Source organism: Streptomyces sp. NPDC030814, from assembly GCF_055572155.1.
Genome location: NZ_JBVIDX010000004.1, coordinates 119,460 through 139,079 on the forward strand (window position 1 = coordinate 119,460; position 19,620 = coordinate 139,079).

Annotated in this window: 17 protein-coding genes; 12 read left to right on the forward strand and 5 right to left on the reverse strand. The window is 71.9% G+C overall.

What is annotated here, in order from left to right; translation table 11 throughout:
- Nucleotides 1-271: 271 nt before the first annotated feature.
- Both ACZ43N_RS10825 and ACZ43N_RS10830 read left to right on the forward strand, forming a co-directional pair.
- A complete protein-coding gene (locus ACZ43N_RS10825) occupies nt 272-1,261 on the forward strand; it encodes a LacI family DNA-binding transcriptional regulator (RefSeq protein ID WP_468096635.1) in 990 nt (329 codons plus the stop codon).
- Nucleotides 1,262-1,419: 158 nt separating this feature from the next.
- Nucleotides 1,420-2,058: a DUF2637 domain-containing protein gene (locus ACZ43N_RS10830; protein ID WP_468096636.1), complete on the forward strand. Its 639-nt coding sequence runs from the start codon at nt 1,420-1,422 to the stop codon at nt 2,056-2,058.
- Between the two features lie 55 nt (nt 2,059-2,113).
- On the opposite strand, the gene ACZ43N_RS10835 is transcribed toward ACZ43N_RS10830, so the two are convergent.
- Nucleotides 2,114-4,507, reverse strand: coding sequence for an ATP-binding cassette domain-containing protein (locus ACZ43N_RS10835; RefSeq protein ID WP_468096638.1), 2,394 nt, complete (start codon nt 4,505-4,507; stop codon nt 2,114-2,116).
- Between the two features lie 332 nt (nt 4,508-4,839).
- Nucleotides 4,840-5,250 (reverse strand): VOC family protein, encoded by a 411-nt coding sequence (locus ACZ43N_RS10840; RefSeq protein WP_468096639.1) that lies wholly within the window; start codon nt 5,248-5,250, stop codon nt 4,840-4,842.
- A 164-nt stretch (nt 5,251-5,414) separates the two neighbouring features.
- On the opposite strand from ACZ43N_RS10840, the gene ACZ43N_RS10845 reads away from it, so the two are divergent.
- On the forward strand, nt 5,415-5,828 hold the full coding sequence (locus ACZ43N_RS10845) for a VOC family protein (RefSeq protein ID WP_468096641.1): 414 nt from the start codon (nt 5,415-5,417) through the stop codon (nt 5,826-5,828).
- A 231-nt stretch (nt 5,829-6,059) separates the two neighbouring features.
- Here ACZ43N_RS10845 and ACZ43N_RS10850 read toward each other — a convergent pair whose 3' ends face one another.
- A complete protein-coding gene (locus ACZ43N_RS10850) occupies nt 6,060-6,533 on the reverse strand; it encodes a carboxymuconolactone decarboxylase family protein (protein WP_468096642.1) in 474 nt (157 codons plus the stop codon).
- A gap of 198 nt (nt 6,534-6,731) precedes the next feature.
- On the opposite strand from ACZ43N_RS10850, the gene ACZ43N_RS10855 reads away from it, so the two are divergent.
- From ACZ43N_RS10855 to ACZ43N_RS10890, 8 genes are all read left to right on the forward strand, one after another.
- The gene (locus ACZ43N_RS10855; RefSeq protein ID WP_468096644.1) at nt 6,732-7,964 is read left to right on the forward strand and encodes a sensor histidine kinase; all 1,233 of its coding nucleotides are present in this window, start codon (nt 6,732-6,734) and stop codon (nt 7,962-7,964) included.
- Nucleotides 7,961-8,707: a response regulator gene (locus ACZ43N_RS10860; RefSeq protein ID WP_468096646.1), complete on the forward strand. Its 747-nt coding sequence runs from the start codon at nt 7,961-7,963 to the stop codon at nt 8,705-8,707. The genes ACZ43N_RS10855 and ACZ43N_RS10860 overlap by 4 nt, the downstream gene beginning before the upstream one ends.
- Nucleotides 8,708-8,839: 132 nt before the next feature.
- Nucleotides 8,840-10,090, forward strand: a complete 1,251-nt coding sequence (locus tag ACZ43N_RS10865; protein ID WP_468096647.1) for a serine hydrolase domain-containing protein — start codon at nt 8,840-8,842, stop codon at nt 10,088-10,090.
- A gap of 114 nt (nt 10,091-10,204) precedes the next feature.
- Nucleotides 10,205-10,747 carry an MOSC domain-containing protein gene (locus ACZ43N_RS10870; RefSeq protein ID WP_468096649.1) on the forward strand — a complete coding sequence of 181 codons (543 nt, stop codon included), beginning with the start codon at nt 10,205-10,207 and terminating at the stop codon, nt 10,745-10,747.
- Nucleotides 10,748-10,957: 210 nt separating this feature from the next.
- Nucleotides 10,958-11,980 carry a Rieske 2Fe-2S domain-containing protein gene (locus tag ACZ43N_RS10875; RefSeq protein ID WP_468096651.1) on the forward strand — a complete coding sequence of 341 codons (1,023 nt, stop codon included), beginning with the start codon at nt 10,958-10,960 and terminating at the stop codon, nt 11,978-11,980.
- Nucleotides 11,981-12,014: 34 nt separating this feature from the next.
- The gene (locus tag ACZ43N_RS10880; protein ID WP_468096653.1) at nt 12,015-12,737 is read left to right on the forward strand and encodes a VOC family protein; all 723 of its coding nucleotides are present in this window, start codon (nt 12,015-12,017) and stop codon (nt 12,735-12,737) included.
- A 125-nt stretch (nt 12,738-12,862) separates the two neighbouring features.
- Nucleotides 12,863-13,267, forward strand: coding sequence for a hypothetical protein (locus ACZ43N_RS10885; RefSeq protein WP_468096654.1), 405 nt, complete (start codon nt 12,863-12,865; stop codon nt 13,265-13,267).
- 31 nt (nt 13,268-13,298) lie between these two features.
- A complete protein-coding gene (locus ACZ43N_RS10890) occupies nt 13,299-14,195 on the forward strand; it encodes an endonuclease/exonuclease/phosphatase family protein (RefSeq protein ID WP_468097065.1) in 897 nt (298 codons plus the stop codon).
- A 27-nt stretch (nt 14,196-14,222) separates the two neighbouring features.
- Here ACZ43N_RS10890 and ACZ43N_RS10895 read toward each other — a convergent pair whose 3' ends face one another.
- Complete coding sequence (locus ACZ43N_RS10895; protein ID WP_468096655.1) at nt 14,223-14,363, reverse strand: hypothetical protein; 141 nt, start codon at nt 14,361-14,363, stop codon at nt 14,223-14,225.
- A 388-nt stretch (nt 14,364-14,751) separates the two neighbouring features.
- Between ACZ43N_RS10895 and ACZ43N_RS10900 the strand changes: the two genes are divergently transcribed.
- Nucleotides 14,752-16,395: an alpha/beta hydrolase gene (locus ACZ43N_RS10900; protein WP_468096657.1), complete on the forward strand. Its 1,644-nt coding sequence runs from the start codon at nt 14,752-14,754 to the stop codon at nt 16,393-16,395.
- Nucleotides 16,396-16,517: 122 nt separating this feature from the next.
- On the opposite strand, the gene ACZ43N_RS10905 is transcribed toward ACZ43N_RS10900, so the two are convergent.
- The gene (locus ACZ43N_RS10905; RefSeq protein ID WP_468096659.1) at nt 16,518-19,451 is read right to left on the reverse strand and encodes a SpoIIE family protein phosphatase; all 2,934 of its coding nucleotides are present in this window, start codon (nt 19,449-19,451) and stop codon (nt 16,518-16,520) included.
- Between the last annotated feature and the right edge of the window lie 169 nt (nt 19,452-19,620).

Consider the following 19,620-nt stretch of genomic DNA (forward strand, 5'->3'; position numbering starts at 1 on the left):
GTTCGAGGTGCTCTCGTATGATTGATGACAGGTGATGTTTACGTAAACATTCCTCGGCGCGATGTCTACACTGTCCGAATCTCGGCGGTCAAGGGAGTCGTTCCGGACCAGCGGCATCGCCGAGCGGCGCGCCGACGGGAGCCTGGGGGACAAGGTGGACACAGCTGACCGGGAGAGCGCGGCGGCGCCGGGCCGTGGGAGCGCGCCCGGAGCGGGCCAGCCGGCGCCCCGTGCCCGCGGGCGTGGCGCCCGGCCCCGGCAGGGCCCCTCCATGGGCGATGTCGCCCGGCTCGCGGGCGTCTCCGCGCAGACGGTGTCCCGGGTGTCCAACGGGTTCGCCGGTGTCACCGAGGAGACCCGGCGGCAGGTGCTGGACGCGATGCGACAGCTGGACTACCGGCCCAACAGCGCCGCCCGGGCCCTGCGCCGCGGGGAGTTCCGCACCCTCGGTGTGATCACCTTCTCCCTCTCCACGCTCGGCAACATCCGCACCCTCGACGCGATCGCCACGTCCGCCGCACGGGAGGGGTACGCCGTCACGCTGCTCCCGGTCGCCGTGCCCACACAGGACGAGGTGAACGGGGCCTTCTCCCGGCTCGGCGAACTCGCGGTGGACGCGGTGATCGTCATCATGGAGACCCATCTGCTCGACGCGGCGACCGTGTCCCTGCCGCCCGGCATCCCGGTCGTGGTGGCCGACTCCGACGCCGGTGACCGCTACACCGTCGTCGACACCGACCAGGCGGGCGGGGCACGGGACGCCGTCCGGCATCTGCTGGACCTCGGGCACGGCACCGTGTGGCATCTGGCGGGGCCGGAGGACTCCTTCGCGGCCCAGCGCCGGGCGAACGCGTGGCGTGCCACCCTCGCCGAGGCGGGTCTCGTGGCGCCGCCCCCGGTGCGCGGCGACTGGTCGGCGGAGTCCGGCTACCGGGCGGGGCTCCGGCTCGCCGAGCGGCCGGACTGCACGGCGGTGTTCGCCGCGAACGACCAGATGGCGCTGGGGCTGCTGCGGGCCCTGCACGAGCGCGGCCGGAAGGTCCCGGAGGAGGTCAGCGTCGTCGGGTTCGACGACATCCCCGAATCGGCATCCTTCCTGCCGCCCCTGACCACCATCCACCAGGACTTCGCCGAGGTGGGGCGCCTGTGCGTCGAGGGCGTCCTCACGCGGATGCGGCAGCCCGCCCCCGCGCCCGGCACCACCCTCGTCCCGACCCGCCTCGTGCCCCGCAGCAGCACGGCTCCGCCGCCGGCCGGCTGAGGCTGCGGCCCCTGCCGCCCCGTCCCGAATTCGGCGGTTCCGTCAACGTGGCGCCAGCAATGCACGTCGCCGATATGACGGTCGCCGATCATCACAGCAGATTTTCCATCCCCTGAATGCCCGAATGCCTTGGTGCGCATGCCGCTCGTTGGCTATGCGTGACTTTGCAGGATTCGTATGGCGGGATCGACACGCAGCACATCTGGATCCCCGACCCGAGGACTCCGTCCGACGACTGGGATCTCGACGAGGAGACGACCCAGTTGTCCGTGCCGGTATCGATGCCCATGTCGATGCAGGTGAAGCCCCAGAACCGCACCGCCAACAGGCGGCGGCCGCGACGGGGGGCGCACATTTTTTACGGCAACACGAGGAACATCACGGTCGCTTTTCTGGTTTTCATCATCTCGGTGTGCGGGGTGGCGATGCTCTCCTGGTCCATCTCGTATTCGTACAATCAGTTGCGCGGCATCGCCCTGCTGGTGGTGTCGGAAAGACTCGCGCAATGGTGGCCGCTGACGGTGTACGGGCCGTGGCTGGTCGCGGGACTGTCCATCCTGCGGGCGTCGGTGCAGCACCGGACCGCCCGGCGGTCCTGGGCCGTACTGCTGCTCTCCTCGGGCACGGCGGTGGCGCTGTGCATCGGACAGTCCCCCGGTTCGATGCTCGCGATGGTCGTGGTGGGGATTCCGCCGATCACCGCGCTGGTCTGCTTCCGTGAACTGGTCGGCCAGTTCTCCGCCCGCTACGGGCCGCGGCACGCCGCCGACACGGTCGCCGGACCCAAGCAGCCATGACGAGACCCCAGGTCCTGGACCTGGGGTCTCGTCTGTTCCGGCGTTCCTCGCCGGGTCAGGCGCCCACGTACGCGGCGAGGTGCTCGCCGGTGAGGGTGGAGCGGGCGGCGACCAGGTCGGCGGGGGTGCCCTCGAAGACGACGCGGCCGCCGTCGTGTCCGGCGCCGGGGCCGAGGTCGATGATCCAGTCGGCGTGGGCCATGACCGCCTGGTGGTGCTCGATGACGATGACCGACTTGCCGGAGTCGACGAGCCGGTCCAGCAGACCGAGCAGCTGCTCGACGTCGGCGAGGTGCAGACCGGTGGTCGGCTCGTCGAGGACGTAGACGCCGCCCTTGTCGGCCATGTGGACGGCCAGCTTCAGGCGCTGCCGCTCGCCGCCGGAGAGCGTGGTGAGCGGCTGGCCGAGGGTGAGGTAGCCGAGGCCGACGTCCGCCATGCGGCGCAGGATCCGGTGGGCGGCCGGGGTGTGGGCCTCGCCGCCGCCGAAGAACTCCTCGGCCTCGGTCACCGACATCGCGAGCACCTCGCTGATGTCGCGACCGCCGAAGCGGTACTCGAGCACCGACGCGTCGAACCGCTTGCCCTCGCAGTCCTCGCAGACAGTGGCGACGCTCTGCATGATCGCGAGGTCGGTGTAGATGACGCCGGCGCCGTTGCAGGTGGGGCAGGCGCCCTCGGAGTTGGCGCTGAACAGGGCGGGCTTGACACCGTTGGCCTTGGCGAACGCCTTGCGGATCGGGTCGAGCAGCCCGGTGTAGGTCGCCGGGTTGCTGCGGCGGGAGCCGCGGATCGGGGTCTGGTCGACGAAGACCACGCCCTCGGGGGCCGGGATGGAGCCGTGGATGAGCGAGCTCTTGCCGGAGCCGGCGACCCCGGTGACGACGCAGAGCACCCCGAGCGGGACGTCGACATCGACGTCCTGGAGGTTGTTCGCCGTCGCTCCGCGGATCTCCAGGTGTCCGGTGGCCTCACGGACCGTGTCCTTGAGCTTGGCCCGGTCGTCGAGGTGACGGCCGGTGACGGTGTCGCTGCCCCGCAACCCCTCGACGGTGCCCTCGAAGCAGACGGTGCCGCCCGCCGTGCCGGCGCCGGGGCCGAGGTCCACGACGTGGTCGGCGATGGCGATGGTCTCCGGCTTGTGCTCGACGACGAGCACCGTGTTGCCCTTGTCGCGCAGCCGCAGCAGCAGGTGGTTCATGCGCTCGATGTCATGGGGGTGCAGGCCGACGGTGGGCTCGTCGAAGACGTACGTGACGTCGGTGAGCGAGGAACCCAGGTGGCGGATCATCTTGGTGCGCTGGGCCTCGCCGCCGGAGAGCGTGCCGGAGGCCCGGTCGAGGGAGAGATAACCGAGGCCGATCTCCACGAACGAGTCGAGGGTGTGCTGGAGCTTGGCGAGCAGCGGCGCCACCGACGGCTCCTGCAGACCGCGGACCCACTCGGCCAGGTCGCGTATCTCCATCGCGCACGCGTCGGCGATGTTGAGCTTCCCGATCCGCGACGACCGGGCCAGTTCGCTGAGCCGGGTGCCGTCGCACTCGGGGCACCGGGCGAAGGTGACCGCCCGGTCCACGAAGGCCCGGATGTGCGGCTGCATCGACTCCCGGTCCTTGGACAGGAACGACTTCTGCAGTTTCGGGATCAGCCCCTCGTAGGTGAGGTTGATGCCGTTGATCTTCACCTTGGTCGGCTCGCGGTACAGGAAGTCGTACCGCTCCTTCTTCGTGTACTCGCGGATCGGCTTCTCCTTGTCGAAGAAGCCGGACTCCGTGATGACCCGGACGACCCAGCCGTCGCCGGTGTAGGTGGGGATGGTGAACGGGTCCTCGGAGAGCGACTTGGAGTCGTCGAAGAGCTGGGTGAGGTCGATGTCGGAGACGGTGCCCCGGCCCTCGCAGTGCGTGCACATGCCGCCGGTACGGCTGAAGGTGACCTTCTCGGTCTTGGTCTTCTCGGCGCCGCGGTCGACCGTGAACCCGCCGGTCGCCGAGACCGAGGCGACGTTGAAGGAGTACGCGGCGGGCGGGCCGATGTGCGGGTCGCCGAGGCGGCTGAAGAGGATCCGGAGCATCGCGCTGGCGTCGGTGGCGGTGCCGACGGTGGAGCGGGGATCGGAGCCCATCCGCTGCTGGTCCACGGTGATCGCGGTCGTCAGGCCGTCGAGCACGTCGACCTCGGGGCGGGCCAGATTGGGCATGAAGCCCTGGAGGAAGGCGCTGTACGTCTCGTTGATCAGCCGCTGGGACTCGGCGGCGATCGTGTCGAAGACCAGTGAGCTCTTGCCCGAACCGGAGACGCCGGTGAACACCGTCAGCCGGCGCTTCGGGATCTCGATGCTGACGTCCTTGAGGTTGTTCTCACGGGCCCCGTGCACACGGATCAGATCGTGGCTGTCCGCCGCGTGCGGCTCGGGCGACTGCGGGTCCGTCCTCTTGACCGTGCTCATCGTGTCTCCATCTGTTGCGCGATGTGGTGCGCGATCGGGTTGTCGTGGGAGGGCGTGGCAGCCGGCCGGTGGGGCGGCCGACGGGTGCGGCGGCTGGCCGACGGGTGGGGCGGCTGGCCGACGGGTGCGGCGGCTGGCCGACGGGTGCGGCGGCTGGCCGACGGGTGCGGCGGCTGGCCGACGGGTGCGGCGGCTGGCCGACGGGTGCGGCGGCTGGCCGACGGGTGGGGCGGCCGACGGGTGCGGCGGCCGGCCGACGAGCCGGCCGTGGAGGGCAGCCGGTTCGATCCAACCAGGCCACCGGCGGTGCGTCCGGTGGTTTTGCGGACGGCTCAGCGGAGCTCGTTGATCCGGATCAGGTTGCCCGAGGGGTCGCGGAATGCGCAGTCACGGATGCCGTACGGCTGCTCCGTCGGCTTCTGCACGACCTCGGCGCCGCTCGCCTGCACCCGGGCGAAGGTGTCGTCGAGGTCGGGGGTGGCCAGGGTGAGCCGGGCGTAGCTGCCCTTCGCCATCAGTTCGGTGATGGTGCGGCGCTCGTCGTCGGTGAGCGAGGGGTCGGCGGCCGGCGGCTCCAGGACGATCGACGTGTCCGGCCGGCCGGCCGGACCGACGGTGATCCACCGCATGTCCTCGTAGCCGACGTCGTTGCGCACCTCGAAGCCGAGGGTGTCCCGGTAGAAGGCCAGCGAGGCCTCCGGGTCGGTGTGCGGGAGGAAGGTCCAGTGAATGGTGAGGTCCATGCCCGCAACGCTAGGCGCGGCCCCTGCGGGACCGCTTCTCGAATCCTGACCGGTTCGGCCGGGCGCTCGAGGGGAAGGGCGGTGCCCCGGCGTCCGGGTGCCGCTGTCAGCGGGCGGGTCTAGTCTCCGGACGACCGACCGTTTGCTCCGATCAGGGAGGTTCCATGGCCTCGCGACTCAATCCGTATCTCAACTTCGGCGGGAGCGCCCGCCAGGCGCTGGAGTTCTACCAGGAGGTGTTCGGCGGAGAGCTGGCGCTCAACACGTACGGTTCGTTCGGCCAGGCGGAGGGCCCGCAGGCCGACCTGATCATGCACGGCATGCTGGAGACGCCGAGCGGCTTCACCCTGATGGCCGCCGACTCCCCGCCCGGCACGGAGACCGCCCCCGCCTTCAATTTCTCGGTGAGCGTGAGCGGCGACGACGAGGCCGAGCTGCGCGGCTACTGGGAGAAGCTCTCCGACGGCGGCCAGGTGACCGTCCCGCTCGACAAGCAGATGTGGGGCGACGTCTTCGGGATGTGCACGGACCGCTTCGGCGTCCCCTGGATGATCAACATCGGCGAGCCGCGGGGCTGAGGGTAAGGGGTCCTTTCCCTATGAGCGTCCGATCAGGTCGCGTGGTCCGGTGCCGTGCATCGCAAGGCGCCGGAAGGTCCTCGTAGCGGAGCTGCCAGGACCTTTGGGCAACGCGGCGAGGTGCGGTGCCGGACCACGCGACCCGGGCGGGCACAGTGAAAGGACCCCTGAAGGCCCCGGGCTCGCCGCGCGTCGCCGGCCGCCGTGCCGCCGGTCGGCCGGTCGGCCGGCTCAGCCGAACATGCCCGGCTGGTAGTCGCCGGCGGGCTGCTGGACGATCACGTTGACGCGGTTGTACGCGTTGATCAGGGCGATCAGGGCCACCAGCGCGGCGAGCTGGTCCTCGTCGTAGTGCTTGGCGGCGTTCTCCCAGACCTCGTCGGGGACGCCGCCGGCCGCGTCGGCGATCCGGGTGCCCTGCTCCGCCAGCTCCAGGGCGGCCCGCTCGGCCTCGGTGAACACGGTGGCCTCACGCCAGGTCGCCACGAGGTGGAGACGCTGTGCGCTCTCCCCCGCGTGCGTGGCGTCCTTGGTGTGCATGTCGGTGCAGAAGCCGCAGCCGTTGATCTGGCTGGCCCGGATCTTCACCAGCTCCTGCGTCGCGTGCGGCAGCGTCGAGTCCATCAGGACCTTGCCCGCCGAGTTGATGTGCTTGAAGACCTTGCCGGCCAGGGGGTTGGCGAAGAGGTTCAGGCGAGCTTCCATCGTGCGCTCCTTGGTCGTCGTGGTGGTCACACCTCACTGACGGAGCGGCCCGGCGGGGATGTGACATGGAGCGGCGTGACGCCGGTCACAGCGGCGCGAGCGAGGATCCCGGCGGCGGCAACTGCCGGGCGTCTGTGGCCGGTTACCGTGTGAAGCCGTGTCCGTCGGGGGGACGGAGCGGGGCAGGCCGGGGAGAAGATGCGCGGGGAAGCACGGGGGACCGTACTCCGGGGTGTGCGGCGGTGGTGGGAACGCGGGAGAGCACGTGCCGCGGCCAGGCCCCTGGTCCTGGACATCGGGCTGGCCCTGCTGGTCCAGGCGGCGATGACGATGCCGTTCGTGGTGCCGCGCCCGCCCGAGCTGGAGCCGGCGACATGGCCGGCGTACGGGCTGACCACGCTCACCGTGGTCCCGCTGGTGTGGCGGCGGCGCGCTCCCTTCGCCGTCCTGCTGGCCGTCCTGGCGACCAGCGCCCTGTACCGGCTGACGCTGGACGGCCCCGGCCAACCGCTGCCGTACACCGGACTGGTGATCGTCCACACGGTCGCCGCGCAGTCGTCGCCGCGCAAGAGGCTGGCCACCGGGCTTCTGCTGCTGGTCGCCGTACCGGTCGGGGTGTGGCTGAACACCCGATCCGTACGCGAACTCACCTTCTCCTTCTTCGTGTTCGCCGCGGCCTACGTCTTCGGCAGGCTCACCGACGCCCGCCGGCGCGCCCAGCGCGTCGAGGCCGAACGGGCCGCCGCGCGCGAGCGCGCCCGTATCGCCCGCGAGATGCACGACATCCTCTCCCACGCCGTCAGCCTGATGATCGTCCAGGCGGAGGCCGGCCCGGTGGCGGTGCGCACGGCACCGGAGCGCGCCGAGGCCGCCTTCGACGCCATCTCCGCCACCGGCCGCGACGCCATGACCCAACTGCGCCACATGCTGGGCCTGTTGCGCGAGGGCGACGAGCCGGACGGGGCGGCCCCGCGCGAGCCGCAGCCCGGCCTCGACGCGCTGCCCGGCCTGCTCGACCGGATACGGGCGGGGGGACTCCAGGTCGCGTACGACACGGAAGGGCGAGCGCGGCCCCTGCCGGACGCGACCGGGGCGACCGTCTTCCGGATCGTCCAGGAGGCGCTCACGAACACGGTCCGACACGCGGCGGCCCGAACGGTCACCGTGCGACTGACCTACGGAGAAGAGGACTTGGGCATCGAGGTGACGGACGACGGGCGGGGTCCGCAGACCGGGCCCGGTGGCGGGCAGGGGCAGAGGAACGGCCGCGCGGCGGCCGGGTCCGGCGGGGGCGGGCACGGGCTCGTCGGTATCCATGAGCGGGCGGCGGCGCACGGCGGCACGACGGAGACCGGTCCGGGGCCGGAAGGCCGGGGTTTCCGGGTGCGCGTCCGGATTCCCGTGACCCCGGCGGCGGGGGGCGCGCGATGACGATCCGGGTGGTCGTGGCCGACGACCAGGAGCTGGTCCGCAGCGGGTTCGCGATGATCCTGGACGCCCAGCCGGACATCGAGGTGGTCGCGGAGGCCGGTGACGGCGCGGAGGCGGTCGAGGCGGTGCGCCGGCACACCCCCGATGTGGCGCTGCTCGACATCCGCATGCCCCGGCTGGACGGCATCGAGGCGTGCCGGGCGATCAGCGGGCTCGACCCGGCATGCCCGGCGGGCACGGGCCGCACGGACGGCCCGCTCCCCCGTTGCCGCACGGTGATGCTGACGACCTTCGACTCCGACGAGTACGTGTACGAGGCGCTGCACGCGGGCGCGAGCGGCTTCCTGTTGAAGGACGTGCGCCGGGACGATCTGGTGCACGCCGTGCGGGTGGTGGCGCGAGGGGACTCGCTGCTCGCGCCGTCCGTGGCGCGGCGCCTGGTGGAGCAGTACACGCGGCCCGCCGCCGCCCGGTCGCGGCGCCCCGACCCCCGGCTGGACGCGCTGACCGGCCGGGAGCGGGAGACGCTGCTGCTGCTCGCGCGCGGCCTGTCGAACGCCGAGATCGCCGCCGAGCTGGTCGTCAGCGACCACACGGTCAAGACGCACGTCGGCAACGTCCTCGCCAAGCTGGGCCTGCGGGACCGTGTCCAGGCGGTCATCTGCGCCTACGAGACGGGTCTCGTCACGGCGGGGGACGCGCCGCCCGGGCCCTCGGGGACTCCCTCGCTCGGGGGACCGTAGGGGCCGGGCGCCTCCCCCGTGTCGGGGAGGAACCGGCCCCGCGAAGACCGCCTGCGCGGGCGATCCCCGGTAAGCCGCCGGTCAGAAGGATGGAGCCGTCACGAACCACGGCTCACACCATCGGAGTTGACCATGCGGAACCCCCGGCGAACGACCACCCGCGCCCTGCTGGCCACGGCACTCGCCTTCGGCGTCGCGGCGGGCCCGTCGGCCCTGCCGGCCCTCGCCTCCCCCACGGGCCCCGCGCAGCCCGCGCCCACGCTCGCGTCCTCGCCCCCACCCGTGCTCAAGGCGGTCTCGCCCGACACTCCTCTCGCCCGTTCCCTCTCCGCCGCCATCGCCGGTCTTCCCTCCGCCGACGCGACGGCCGCGCTGGTGCAGGTCGGCGGGTCCGAGGGGACCTGGCGGGGCAGCTCCGGTGTGCACGACCTGGAGAGCGGACGGCCGGCGGATCCGGGAGCCCGGTTCCGCGCCGGTTCCGTGACCAAGGTCTTCACGGCGGCCGTCGTCCTGCAACTGGCCGCAGAGGGCCGGATCGACCTGGACCGGAGCGCCCGCTCGTATCTGCCGGAGCTGATCCCGGCGTCGTACGAGGGCGTGACCGTACGGCAGTTGCTCAACCACACGCACGGCATCCCGGCCCCCGACTTCCCCGGGACAACGGTGGAGGAGTGGTACGCGGACCGCTTCCGGATCCACGATCCGGAGGACGTCGTCCGGTCGGCGACCGCGAAGCCGCGGGAGTTCGGGCCGGGCGAGCGCCAGCACTACCTCAACATCGGCTACACGATCGCCGGTCTGCTCGTCGAGCGGGTCACGGGCGACGCGTACGAGCACCAGGTCGCCGTACGCGTGCTGAAGCCGCTCGGGCTGCGGGGCACGTACTTCCCGGGGACGAACCCGCGTATCGCCGGCCGCCACAACCACGGCTACCAGACCATGCGCCTGGACGACGGGACGACCGGGCTGCGGGACGTGTCCGTGTGGGGGACCACGGACGGCTGGGCGGCCGGTGACATCGTCTCGACCACGGCGGACCTGGAGCGGTTCACGAAGGCGCTGTTCCGGGGCCGGGTCGTACCGGACGGCCCGTTCCTGGAGGAGATGTTCACCCTGCCGAAGGTGACGGACTTCAGGACCGGTCAGCGGGCCGCGTACTCCGTCGGTCTCTCCGTGAAGGTGCTCGGCGGCCGCGAGGTGTGGGGCAAGACGGGCGGCCGCTGGGGCTACAACGCGGCCATCGCGTCCACCCGCGACGGCGCCCGCACCCTCGTCTACAGCGTCAACTCCACCGACGCCAAGGGCCAGGACATGAACAAGGCGGCACGGACGATCATGGTGGCGGCGTACGGCATGCCCGAGGGCACCGGGAGCGCCCGCTGACCTCCCTCCGCCGGTCCCGATCCACGCGGGTTAGGGTCGTGGGCCTGGGGGCATGATCCACCGGGTCGTGATCCGCAGGGGGCGTGATCCGCGGACGCAGGGGGAAAGCCGACGATGAGCGCAGCCGTGACGGCGGTCAGCAGCAACGCCGCGTACTCGTTCACCAAGCCGAACCGGGACGGCGTCAGGCTGCTCGCCGGGCTCGGGGTGGAGGGGGACGTCCACGCGGGGGTGACGGTCAAGCACCGCTCGCGGGTGGCGCAGGACCCCACCCAGCCGAACCTCCGCCAGGTGCACCTCATCCACGAGGAACTGTTCGCCGAGGTCGCCGCGGAGGGCTTCGAGGTGGGGCCCGGTGACCTCGGCGAGAACATCACCACCCGGGGGATCGACCTGCTGGGCCTGCCCGTCGGCACGCTGCTGAGGGTGGGCGGGGAGGCGGTGCTGGAGGTGACCGGCCTGCGCAACCCGTGCCTCCAGATCGACGCCTTCCGCAAGGGTCTGCTGAAGCAGGTCGTCGGCCGCGACGCATCCGGCGGGCTCGTGCTGAAGGCCGGAATCATGAGCATCGTGAGGGCGGGCGGTGAAGTACGGCCGGGCGACCCGATCGAGGTGGAGTTGCCGAGCGGCCCGCACCGACCGCTGGAACGGGTCTGACCTCGCGCCCCCTGCTTCACCGGATCCCCTTCCTCACCGCCGTACCGCTGCCCGGCGCCCACCGCACCGCCGCCTTTGCGCCAACTCCACTTATGTACAGACAAGTTGTTCTACGGTGAACGGCTCCCCGGCTAGCATCGCCCAATGCGCATTTGTCGGCGCCATGACAATTCCGGGCCGCCCCGTGATCCGCGAGCCGACGAGTACCCCATGCCGGCCGTCCCGTACGGCTGGTACGCGGTGCTGCGGAGCCGGGAGCTGCCACCGGGGAAGGTCGTCAGCCTGCACTACTTCGGACGGGCGCTGATCGCGTTCCGCGGGCCGGACGGGCGGGCCACCGTACGGGACGCGCACTGCCCGCACTACGGCGCGCACCTCGGCGTCGGCGGGAAGGTCGTCGACGGCACGGTGGAGTGCCCCTTCCACGGCTGGCGGTTCGACGGGGAGGGGCGGTGCGTCGAGGCGCCGTTCGCGGTCCGCACCCCGAAGGTCTCCCTCGGCGGATTCCCGGTCCGCGAGCACAGTGGCCTCGTCCTCGTGTACGTCGGGCCGGATGAGCCCTCGTGGGAGGTGCCGGAGATCCCGGAGACGACGTCACGGGAGTTCTCCCGGCCCATCGACGACACCTGCCGGGCGCGGATCCACGTCCAGGAGATGCGCGAGAACATCGTCGACGAGTCCCACTTCCACTTCATCCACGGGCAGAGCGAGCCGCCCGTGCAGGAGTGGCGGGCGGACGGCCCGTTCGCCGAGGCCCGGGGGTCGTTCAGCCGGCGGGTCCTCGGCCGGGACATCGCCAACACCTTCGACGCGTTCATGTACGGGCCGGGGGTGATGGTGGTCCGCTCCCACGGGCCGGTCCTGTCGGTCACCGCCGTCGCGCTCTCCACACCCGTCGACGACCGCACGAGCGATCTGCGGATGCTGTACTACCTGCGCGGACCGGCCCGGATCCCGCTGCTCACCCCCCTCCTCAAGCTCGTCTTCCGGCGGGAGGCGCTGGGCGAGGTCCGCGAGGAGGTCCGCATCTGGGACCACAAGATCCACCAGCCGCGTCCGGTGCTCCTCCCGCACGAGAAGGGCATCAGGGCGATACGCCGCTGGTACGCCCAGTTCTACCCGCCCCAGTCGCTCGGCGAAGCCACTCGGGGGCTTCCGGCCGCCGGATATTCGGCTGCGGGTGACGACCGGTCAGCTCTAGGCTCCGCCCCGGGGGCCGGCAAGGTGCCCTGACGACGATCGGCCGGCGGATCGGAGATCACGGGGTATGACTTGTCATCTGTACGCGCTCTGCTTCGACGCGAGCCGACCGCGGGACCTCGCGCTCTTCTGGTCCGGCGTCCTCGGCTGGCAACTCACCGACGACCCGCGCGACGGCATCGCGCTCCTGCCCGCTGACGACACCGGGTTCCGCCTCGGCTTCTTCCCCACCGACGAGCCCAAGACCGTCGCGAACCGGATCCACTTCGATCTGACGAGCGCCTCTGCGGAGAACATGCGGGAGACGGTGGACCGGGCCCTCCGGCTCGGCGGGCGGCACATCGACATCGGCCAGCGCCCCGAAGAGGGGCATGTGGTGCTCGCCGACCCCGACGGCAACGAGTTCTGCGTCATCCCGCCCGGCAACGACTTCCTCGCCGACTGCGGCTTCCTGGGCGCGCTGGCCTGCGACGGCTCGCAGGAGGTGGGGTACTTCTGGAGCGCGGCGCTGGAGTGGCCGCTGGTCTGGGACCAGGACGAGGAGACCGCGATCCGCTCGCCGCACGGCGGCCCCAAGATCACCTGGGGCGGTCCGCCGGTCGCACCCAAGAACGGCAGGAACCGTCTCCACTTCGACCTCGCCCCGCCCGCGGGCGGCGATCAGCGGGCGGAGGTCGACCGCCTCCTCTCCCTCGGCGCGAAGCTCCTCGACCCGGCCCCGCGTGAGGACGGCCGCGTGACGATGCTCGACCCCGACGACAACGAGTTCTGCGTGCTGACGCCCCGGTAGGACGGCGGCCCCGGGCCCGCGGCGAGCCGCCAGGTATCCGGCATGTCACATCCCCCGGCCCCGCTTCGTCGGATCAGCGGAACATCACCGGCGCTCCGTCGTGAGGCGGAAGAGGGGATCGAGACATGGCCGTTCACACTGCACCGGCGTACCGCGGGCTCAGGTTCGTGCGGATCGCGGTCGCGCTGCAGACCCTGACGCTCTTCTTCCAGGCGGCCACCGCCGGCCTGCTGCTGACCTCGGCCCACGGGGAGCTGTTGCACGACGTCGGGGCCCGCGTGATGTACGGGGCCTCGATGCTGTACGTCCTGGCCGCGGTCCTCGCGTGGCGGCCGGGCGGCGCCTCCGCCCGGCCCGTCCTGTACGCCTCGGGGTTCCTCGTCCTCGCCTCCCTCCAAGTGGTCCTGGGCATCGCGCACATGCCGTCACTGCATGTCCCCCTCGGCATCCTGATGTTCACCGGGAGCGTGCTGGCGCTGCTGGGGACGCGGTCCAAAGGCGCAGCGGGCCACCCCGGCGCCGGGGCCTGATCGTTTAATCTCGAACGTGGACGTCGGTGTCATGGGGTTCCACGGTGAGGAGGCGGTGGTGCTCGGTAGGGGCACGCGTTTACTCGCGGGCGGCCTGGGTGTGGCCTGCGTCGTGCTCGTCGGACCCAGTGCGCCGGGCGGGGGGCTCTTCGGCCGGTCGGCGCCCGTGAAGGCCGTCCGGGACGTCGTCCCCAACCGGGTCATGACGTGGAACATCTGCAACCCGTGCCACACCAGCGACGTCGACCGGGCGGCGGAGATCGCCCGGTACGCGCCGCAGGTCATCGGTGTGCAGGAGGCGTGCGTACGGGACGTCGAGCGGATCCGGGACCATCTGGAGCACCTGCACGGGCTGGTCTACCACGTCGAGTACGGGCCGGTGCTGCGCAACTGGAACCGCTGCGGCGGGGTGCCGTGGAAGCCCGGCGGCTTCGGGCAGGCGATCCTCTCGGCGGCGCCGATGACCGACCCCGTCAAGAAGCTCTACCCCGACGGCGGTTCCGAGGAGCGCGGGTACCTCGCCGTCACCACGGCCGTCGACGGACGGCCCGTCCGGGTGTTCAACACCCACCTCGCCCAGCGGAGCCAGGAGGCGGTCCGGGCGGACCAGGTCGAGGTGCTGGCCAAGGCCGTCGCGCGGCACCAGCGGGCGATCGTCATCGGCGACCTCAACGCCGTGCCGGACACCCCCGAACTCGCCCCCCTGTGGGCGCTGGCCACGGACGCGGACCCCGCGTGCCGCCCCCCGGCGTCCGGCGACTGCGAGGTGACCACCGACTGGCGGCTCAAGTTCGACTACGTGTTCCTGCACGGTGTCGCCCCCCTGGAGCAGGGCGTGCACCGAACCCCGGCCTCGGACCACGACCTGGTGCACGCCGACGTGGACACGGCCGGGGCGGCCGCCGGAGACACACGGCCCGAGGGATGACCCGGAGACGCGGGCGCCCGCCGGCCCTCAGGGGTCGGCGGGCGCCCGTGTGCCGCGTGCGGGAGGCCGCGGCGTGCCATGGGCGGTCGACAGGTCGGTGAAGCGGGTGCCGGTCCGCGTGCCGAGTTCCACCGGCTTCCAGCAGCGGGCGGCGGTACGGCGCTCCACCGTCAGGTCCGCGGGGGCGAGGAACGGGCCCGTGCCGGGGATTCGACCAGGAGCAGCGGGGCGACCGTCCCCACGAATCACGCGCGGACGGCTGCCATACCCGTCGGACTTCGTCGACCTGACGACCCGCCCCCCGGCCGACGCGAAGAGCCACCTGGTCACCGTCATCCACCACAACGACTCCACGGAACCCCTCGGTTGTCGCGCCCAAGCGTACGAAGCCGGTTCCGGTCGCGGTAACTACCGCCAGGTAGTGGAGAAATACCGTGGAAAGTCGACCACAGTGGCACCGCGCTGGCCATTTCTCCCTCTGTTCAGCTAGACATTGCCCCGACTCACCTTGACCAGTGGGTACTTGAGGGCAAGACCAGCACAGGGGGAAGGACGCATGACGACATCTCACGGCGCACCGAGACGTTTCGGTCGTCTGAAAATGGCCGGAGCAGCGCTGACGGCGCTCCTCGTCGCCGGTACGGGGACGGCGACCCAGGCCATGGCCTCACCGAAGACACCGGACACCCTGCCGACCCCGCCCGTGCCGTCCCTGGCGTGGACGGACTGCCAGGGCGGCTACGAGTGCGCGAACGCGGACGTGCCGCTCGACTACCGCGACCCGAACGGCAAGAAGATCACCCTCGCGGTGGTCCGCAAGAAGGCCGCGGACCCGGCCAAGCGCAAGGGCACGCTCTTCATGCAGCCGGGCGGGCCCGGCAACTCCGGTGTGGACTTCGTCCGCAACAACTACAACGGGCTGCCGGCCGCGCTGCGCGACTCGTTCGACGTGTTCGGCTACGACGTACGCGGTGTCGGCCGCAGCTCCGCGCTCACCTGCTTCGACGACACGCGCTACTCGAAGGCCGTCACCGACGCCAAGGGCGTGCCCGGGCCGGACGCGTTCGGGCCGGCGCTGCGGGAGGCCGCCGAGTTCAACCAGGCCTGCCTCGACAACGCGGGCGGGCTGCTGCCGTACATCGGCACCGAGTACGTCGCCCGTGACATCGACCTGCTGCGACAGGCCCTCGGCGAGGAGCAACTCACCTACTACGGACGGTCGTTCGGCTCGTACATCGGGACCGTGTACGCCGCCCTGTTCCCCCAGCGGGTGCGGGCGCTGACCCTCGACGGGGCGTACGACCCGGTGCACTACGCCAACCGCCCGTACGCCTATGACCGGCCGCAGTACCTGGCGCTGGACGGCGCGATGAGCCGGTTCCTCGACTGGTGCGCCGCCGACCAGGCCATCTGCGGGTTCGGCGACGGCGACCCGCGCGGGGCGTTCGAGAAGCTGAAGGCCGACCTGGACGCCAACCCGGTCACGACCGCGAGCGGCGGCAAGGCGAACGGCTACACGCTGGTCTACCGGCTGATGTTCAACATCAACGAGGGCAAGGTCATCTGGCCCTCGCTCGGTGCCGCCCTGCGCAAGGCCCAGCTGCGGGACAACACCTCGTTCCTGCTGCGTCCGCCGTCCCCGGCGAGCTTCGACTTCCTCGGCCCGAACGTGGCCGTGGAGTGCGTCGACCGGGACTACCCACGCAACCAGTGGCTGCTGAAGCACAAGGTGGAGTCCTTCGCCGAGGCGGCGCCGCTGCTCGGCCCGGCGATGGCGTTCGGTCCGCCGACGTACGACCACCAGCACGCGACCGCGTGCGCGCAGTGGCCGGCCGAGCGGGTCAGCCGCTACGACGGCTCCTACCGCGCCGAGGGTTCGGCGCCGATCCTGGTCATGGGCACCACCGGCGACCCGGACACCCCGTACCAGGACGCGGTGGCGCTGTCCCGGCGGCTCGACAACGCCTCGCTGCTGACGTTCGAGGCGGAGGGGCACACGGCGTTCGGCCGCAGCGCCTGCGCGACGGACGCGGTCGTCAAGTACCTGGTGGACCTGACGGTTCCCGCCCACGGTACGACCTGCGCGGACGAGACGCAGCCGCCGTCGTCGACGCCGAAGGTGGCCCCGCCCGGTACGACGCTGGGTGAGCTCCGCAACGGTGTGAACGAGCGCGTGGAGCGCATCGGCTCCGTGGCCTGACCGGTCCCGCACCGGCCGGCCACACCGAACCGGCGGCACATCCGATCCCGAGGCGTCGGCCCCCACGGCCGGCGCCTCGGGCGTGCGCGGTGCACGGTGACCCGGGCGGCCGGTCCGGCGCCCTACCGGCCCCGGTCCGTGTCGCCGCCCAGGTCGCCGAAGGTCAGCGCGTCCAGGTCACCGTCGAAGTCGTCGGGGACCGGGCACAGCAGGTCCAGCGGGTCCGCCGGCTGCCTGGGGGTGTCGGGGCCGGTCAGGGGCTGCTCGGTCCAGATGCACTTGCCGTCGGCGGTGTAGCGGGTGCCCCAGCGCTGGGAGAGGGCGGTGATGAGCTGCAGACCGCGGCCTCCCTCATCGGTGTCGGTGGCCCGGCGTATTCGGGGCATCGTGAGGCTGCCGTCGAAGACCTCGCAGGTCAGCTCGGAGCCGTGCAGCAGGCGCAGCCGGACGGGGCCCTTGGCGTGGCGGACCACGTTGCCGACGAGTTCGCTGGCGAGCAGCTCGGTGGTGGGGGCGAGGTCGTCCAGGCCCCAGACGGCGAGCTGTTCACGGACGTGGCGGCGGGCCTGCCCGGCCGCCCTCGGGTCGTCGAGGAGCGGCCAGCACGCCACCCTGTCCTCGGTGAGGGCGTGCAGACGGGCGACGAGGAACGCGGCGTCGTCGGCGGCCTGCTGGTGGGCCGGGAGCAGCCCGTGGATGAGGGTGTCGCAGAGGAGTTCCAGGTCGTCGGCGGTGCCGTCGTCGTGGGCGTTGCGCAGCAGGCGGGCGAGTTCGGCCATGCCCTCGTCCATCTCGCGTTTCGAGGACTCCACGAGACCGTCGGTGTAGAGCACCAGCATGCTCCCGTCGGGCACGTGCAGCTCGACCGTCTCGAACGGCGGCTCGGCCGCGCCCAGCGGCGGGTCGGCGGCCAGGTCGGGGAAACGCACACTCCCGTCGGGCAGGACGAGCGCCGGCGGCGGGTGTCCGGCGCGGGCGAGGGAACAGATCCCCGTCGTGGAGTCGTACAGCGCGTACAGGCAGGTCACGTACGACTCCTCGCCCATGCCGGCGACGAGGTCGTTGAGGTGGGTCATGATCTCGTCGGGCGGCAGTTCGAGGTCGGCGAGGGTGTGGACGGCGGTGCGCAGACGTCCCATGGTGGCGGCCTCGGACAGTCCGTGGCCCATGACGTCGCCCACGACGAGGGCGACCTGGCCGCTGGAGAGCGGGATGACGTCGTACCAGTCGCCGCCGACGTCCATGCCCCGCCCGGCGGGCAGGTAGCGGGCGGCGGCCTCGCAGGCGGGCAGGTCCGGCAGGCCCTGCGGGAGGAGGCCGCGCTGGAGTTCGTGGGACCGGGTGTGCTCGACGTCGAAGAGCCGGGCCCGCTCCAGGGACTGGGCGAGGAGGGCGCTGATCGCCGTGAGCAGGGTGCGCTCCTCCTCGGTGAGGCGGCGGGGCCGGTCGAAGGAGACGACGCACACGCCGAAGGTGTGGTCGGAGGCCGTCAGCGGCAGGAACGCCCACGACTGCTTGCCCGACCGGCGGGGCAGGTCGGCGTGGCGCGGCGCGTACGCCGCGTACTCCTCGGCCGAGGAGATGAAGACCGGTGTGCCGGTGGCGATGGCGTCCCAGGCGGGGCCGTGCCGTGTCCTCGGGCGGTGGTTGACGAGGGCGATGAACTCGGCGGAATAGCCGACCGATCCGACGTGGTGGAGCCGGTCGCCCTCGATGTCCTGGACGAGGAACCCGGTCGCGGCGAAGGGGGGCAGCACCCGTCGGGCGACCGCGTCGATCACGTCCCGGGTGGTGCTCGCCTTCGCCAGCGCCGCCGTCAACTCGGCTATGCGTGAGGCGCGTTGCGAGGCGGCGAGCTCGGCGGCGCGGCGCTCCTCCTCCAGTCGGCGGTTCTCGGTGATGTCGGTGAAGTAGAGGGTGTGGCCGTCGGGCCCCGGAACGACCCGGAGGTGGAACCAGCGGCCGCTGCCCGGGCTGCGCACATCGAACCCGGTGGGCTTCTGTTCCGCGGCGGCCTTCCGGCACAGCCGCTCCGGGCCGGACACCCCCTCGCACTCGACGGACAGCTCCCACAGCACCCGCCCGACCAGTTCGTCCTCGGACAGGCCCAGCATGCGTTCGGCTTCCAGGTTGGCGAAGGTGATGCGCCACGCCTCGTCCACCGCGAGGAAGGCGTCGCTCATGTGGCGCAGGGCCCGGCTGAGCGCGTCGCGGGCGGAGCGGGAATCGGTGCTCTCCCAGCCCACGCCGACCATCCGGTGGGGTTCGCCGTGCTCGTCGTAGGTGGCCCGGCCACGGGCCCGGGTCCAGCCGTACGTGCCGTCCGGGCGCCGTACGCGGTACTCCGCCTCGTACACGGTGCGGTCGCGGATCGCGCGATGGGCCGCCGCAAGGGTGGGGGCGAGGTCGTCGGGGTGGACGATCCGCATCCAGTTCTCGATCCTGCCGGCGAAGTCGGCGGGCCGGGTGCCGTACAGCTTCAGGCAGGCCTCGTCCCAGACCAGGTCGCCGGTGCGGATGTCCCAGTCCCAGGAGCCGACGCTGACCTCCTTCAGCGCCTGCCGCAGCCGGTCACCGCCCGACTGGGCGGGGGCGGGGGCCGACGGGGCCGGGGCATGCGCCATCCGCTCCTCGGTCCAGGCGACGACGGCCCGCAGGAACCGCCAGTGCTCCTCGGTGGGTTCGCCCCCGTCGCGGGTGAGGACGGAGAGCGCGCCGATCGCGCGGTCCCCGCAGGCCACGGGGACGGCGGCGAGACCGGTGCCGGGCCAGGTGAGGTCGACGGAGGCGATGGGCGCCCATAATCCGCTGTTGCGGTGGAGGGCACGGGCCGGGGGCAGGGGGCCCTCCTGGTCGATGGTCTCCCAGGGGCGGGTGAGGGCCGGCGGGAGGCCCGTCGCCGACACCAGCCGCAGCTCGGACATCGGCCAGCGGAGGTGGATCATTCCGCCGAGGGCGCCCAGTTCTGCCACCGCGTGCTGGAGCGCGAGCCGGAAGACCTCGCTCTCCGCGACACCCGGATCCACCGTGCCGAGCAGGGCCAGCCGTGCGTTCATGAATCCGACCTTAACGTTCACCGCTCAATCAAGGCAGTGCACCACAGGAATCTCACAGACACATCGGCCGGCCGCTCACCCTGAGACCAACTCGCTTGTCACCGACAACAGTTGACGGACCGACAGCACCGGTCGCCGACGGCGGGCGCGGCCGGTGGGCGGGCAGTGC

Bases quoted from the DNA above. Each gene is read 5' to 3' on its own strand.
- ACZ43N_RS10865 (WP_468096647.1), top strand. From the start codon at position 8,840: ATGCGGAACCCCCGGCGAACGACCACCCGCGCCCTGCTGGCCACGGCA.
- ACZ43N_RS10860 (WP_468096646.1), top strand. From the start codon at position 7,961: ATGACGATCCGGGTGGTCGTGGCCGACGACCAGGAGCTGGTCCGCAGC.
- ACZ43N_RS10890 (WP_468097065.1), top strand. From the start codon at position 13,299: ATGGGGTTCCACGGTGAGGAGGCGGTGGTGCTCGGTAGGGGCACGCGT.
- ACZ43N_RS10835 (WP_468096638.1), bottom strand. From the start codon at position 4,507: ATGAGCACGGTCAAGAGGACGGACCCGCAGTCGCCCGAGCCGCACGCG.
- ACZ43N_RS10905 (WP_468096659.1), bottom strand. From the start codon at position 19,451: ATGAACGCACGGCTGGCCCTGCTCGGCACGGTGGATCCGGGTGTCGCG.
- ACZ43N_RS10885 (WP_468096654.1), top strand. From the start codon at position 12,863: ATGGCCGTTCACACTGCACCGGCGTACCGCGGGCTCAGGTTCGTGCGG.
- ACZ43N_RS10850 (WP_468096642.1), bottom strand. From the start codon at position 6,533: ATGGAAGCTCGCCTGAACCTCTTCGCCAACCCCCTGGCCGGCAAGGTC.
- ACZ43N_RS10825 (WP_468096635.1), top strand. From the start codon at position 272: ATGGGCGATGTCGCCCGGCTCGCGGGCGTCTCCGCGCAGACGGTGTCC.
- ACZ43N_RS10855 (WP_468096644.1), top strand. From the start codon at position 6,732: ATGCGCGGGGAAGCACGGGGGACCGTACTCCGGGGTGTGCGGCGGTGG.
- ACZ43N_RS10900 (WP_468096657.1), top strand. From the start codon at position 14,752: ATGACGACATCTCACGGCGCACCGAGACGTTTCGGTCGTCTGAAAATG.
- ACZ43N_RS10840 (WP_468096639.1), bottom strand. From the start codon at position 5,250: ATGGACCTCACCATTCACTGGACCTTCCTCCCGCACACCGACCCGGAG.
- ACZ43N_RS10845 (WP_468096641.1), top strand. From the start codon at position 5,415: ATGGCCTCGCGACTCAATCCGTATCTCAACTTCGGCGGGAGCGCCCGC.
- ACZ43N_RS10875 (WP_468096651.1), top strand. From the start codon at position 10,958: ATGCCGGCCGTCCCGTACGGCTGGTACGCGGTGCTGCGGAGCCGGGAG.
- ACZ43N_RS10870 (WP_468096649.1), top strand. From the start codon at position 10,205: ATGAGCGCAGCCGTGACGGCGGTCAGCAGCAACGCCGCGTACTCGTTC.
- ACZ43N_RS10880 (WP_468096653.1), top strand. From the start codon at position 12,015: ATGACTTGTCATCTGTACGCGCTCTGCTTCGACGCGAGCCGACCGCGG.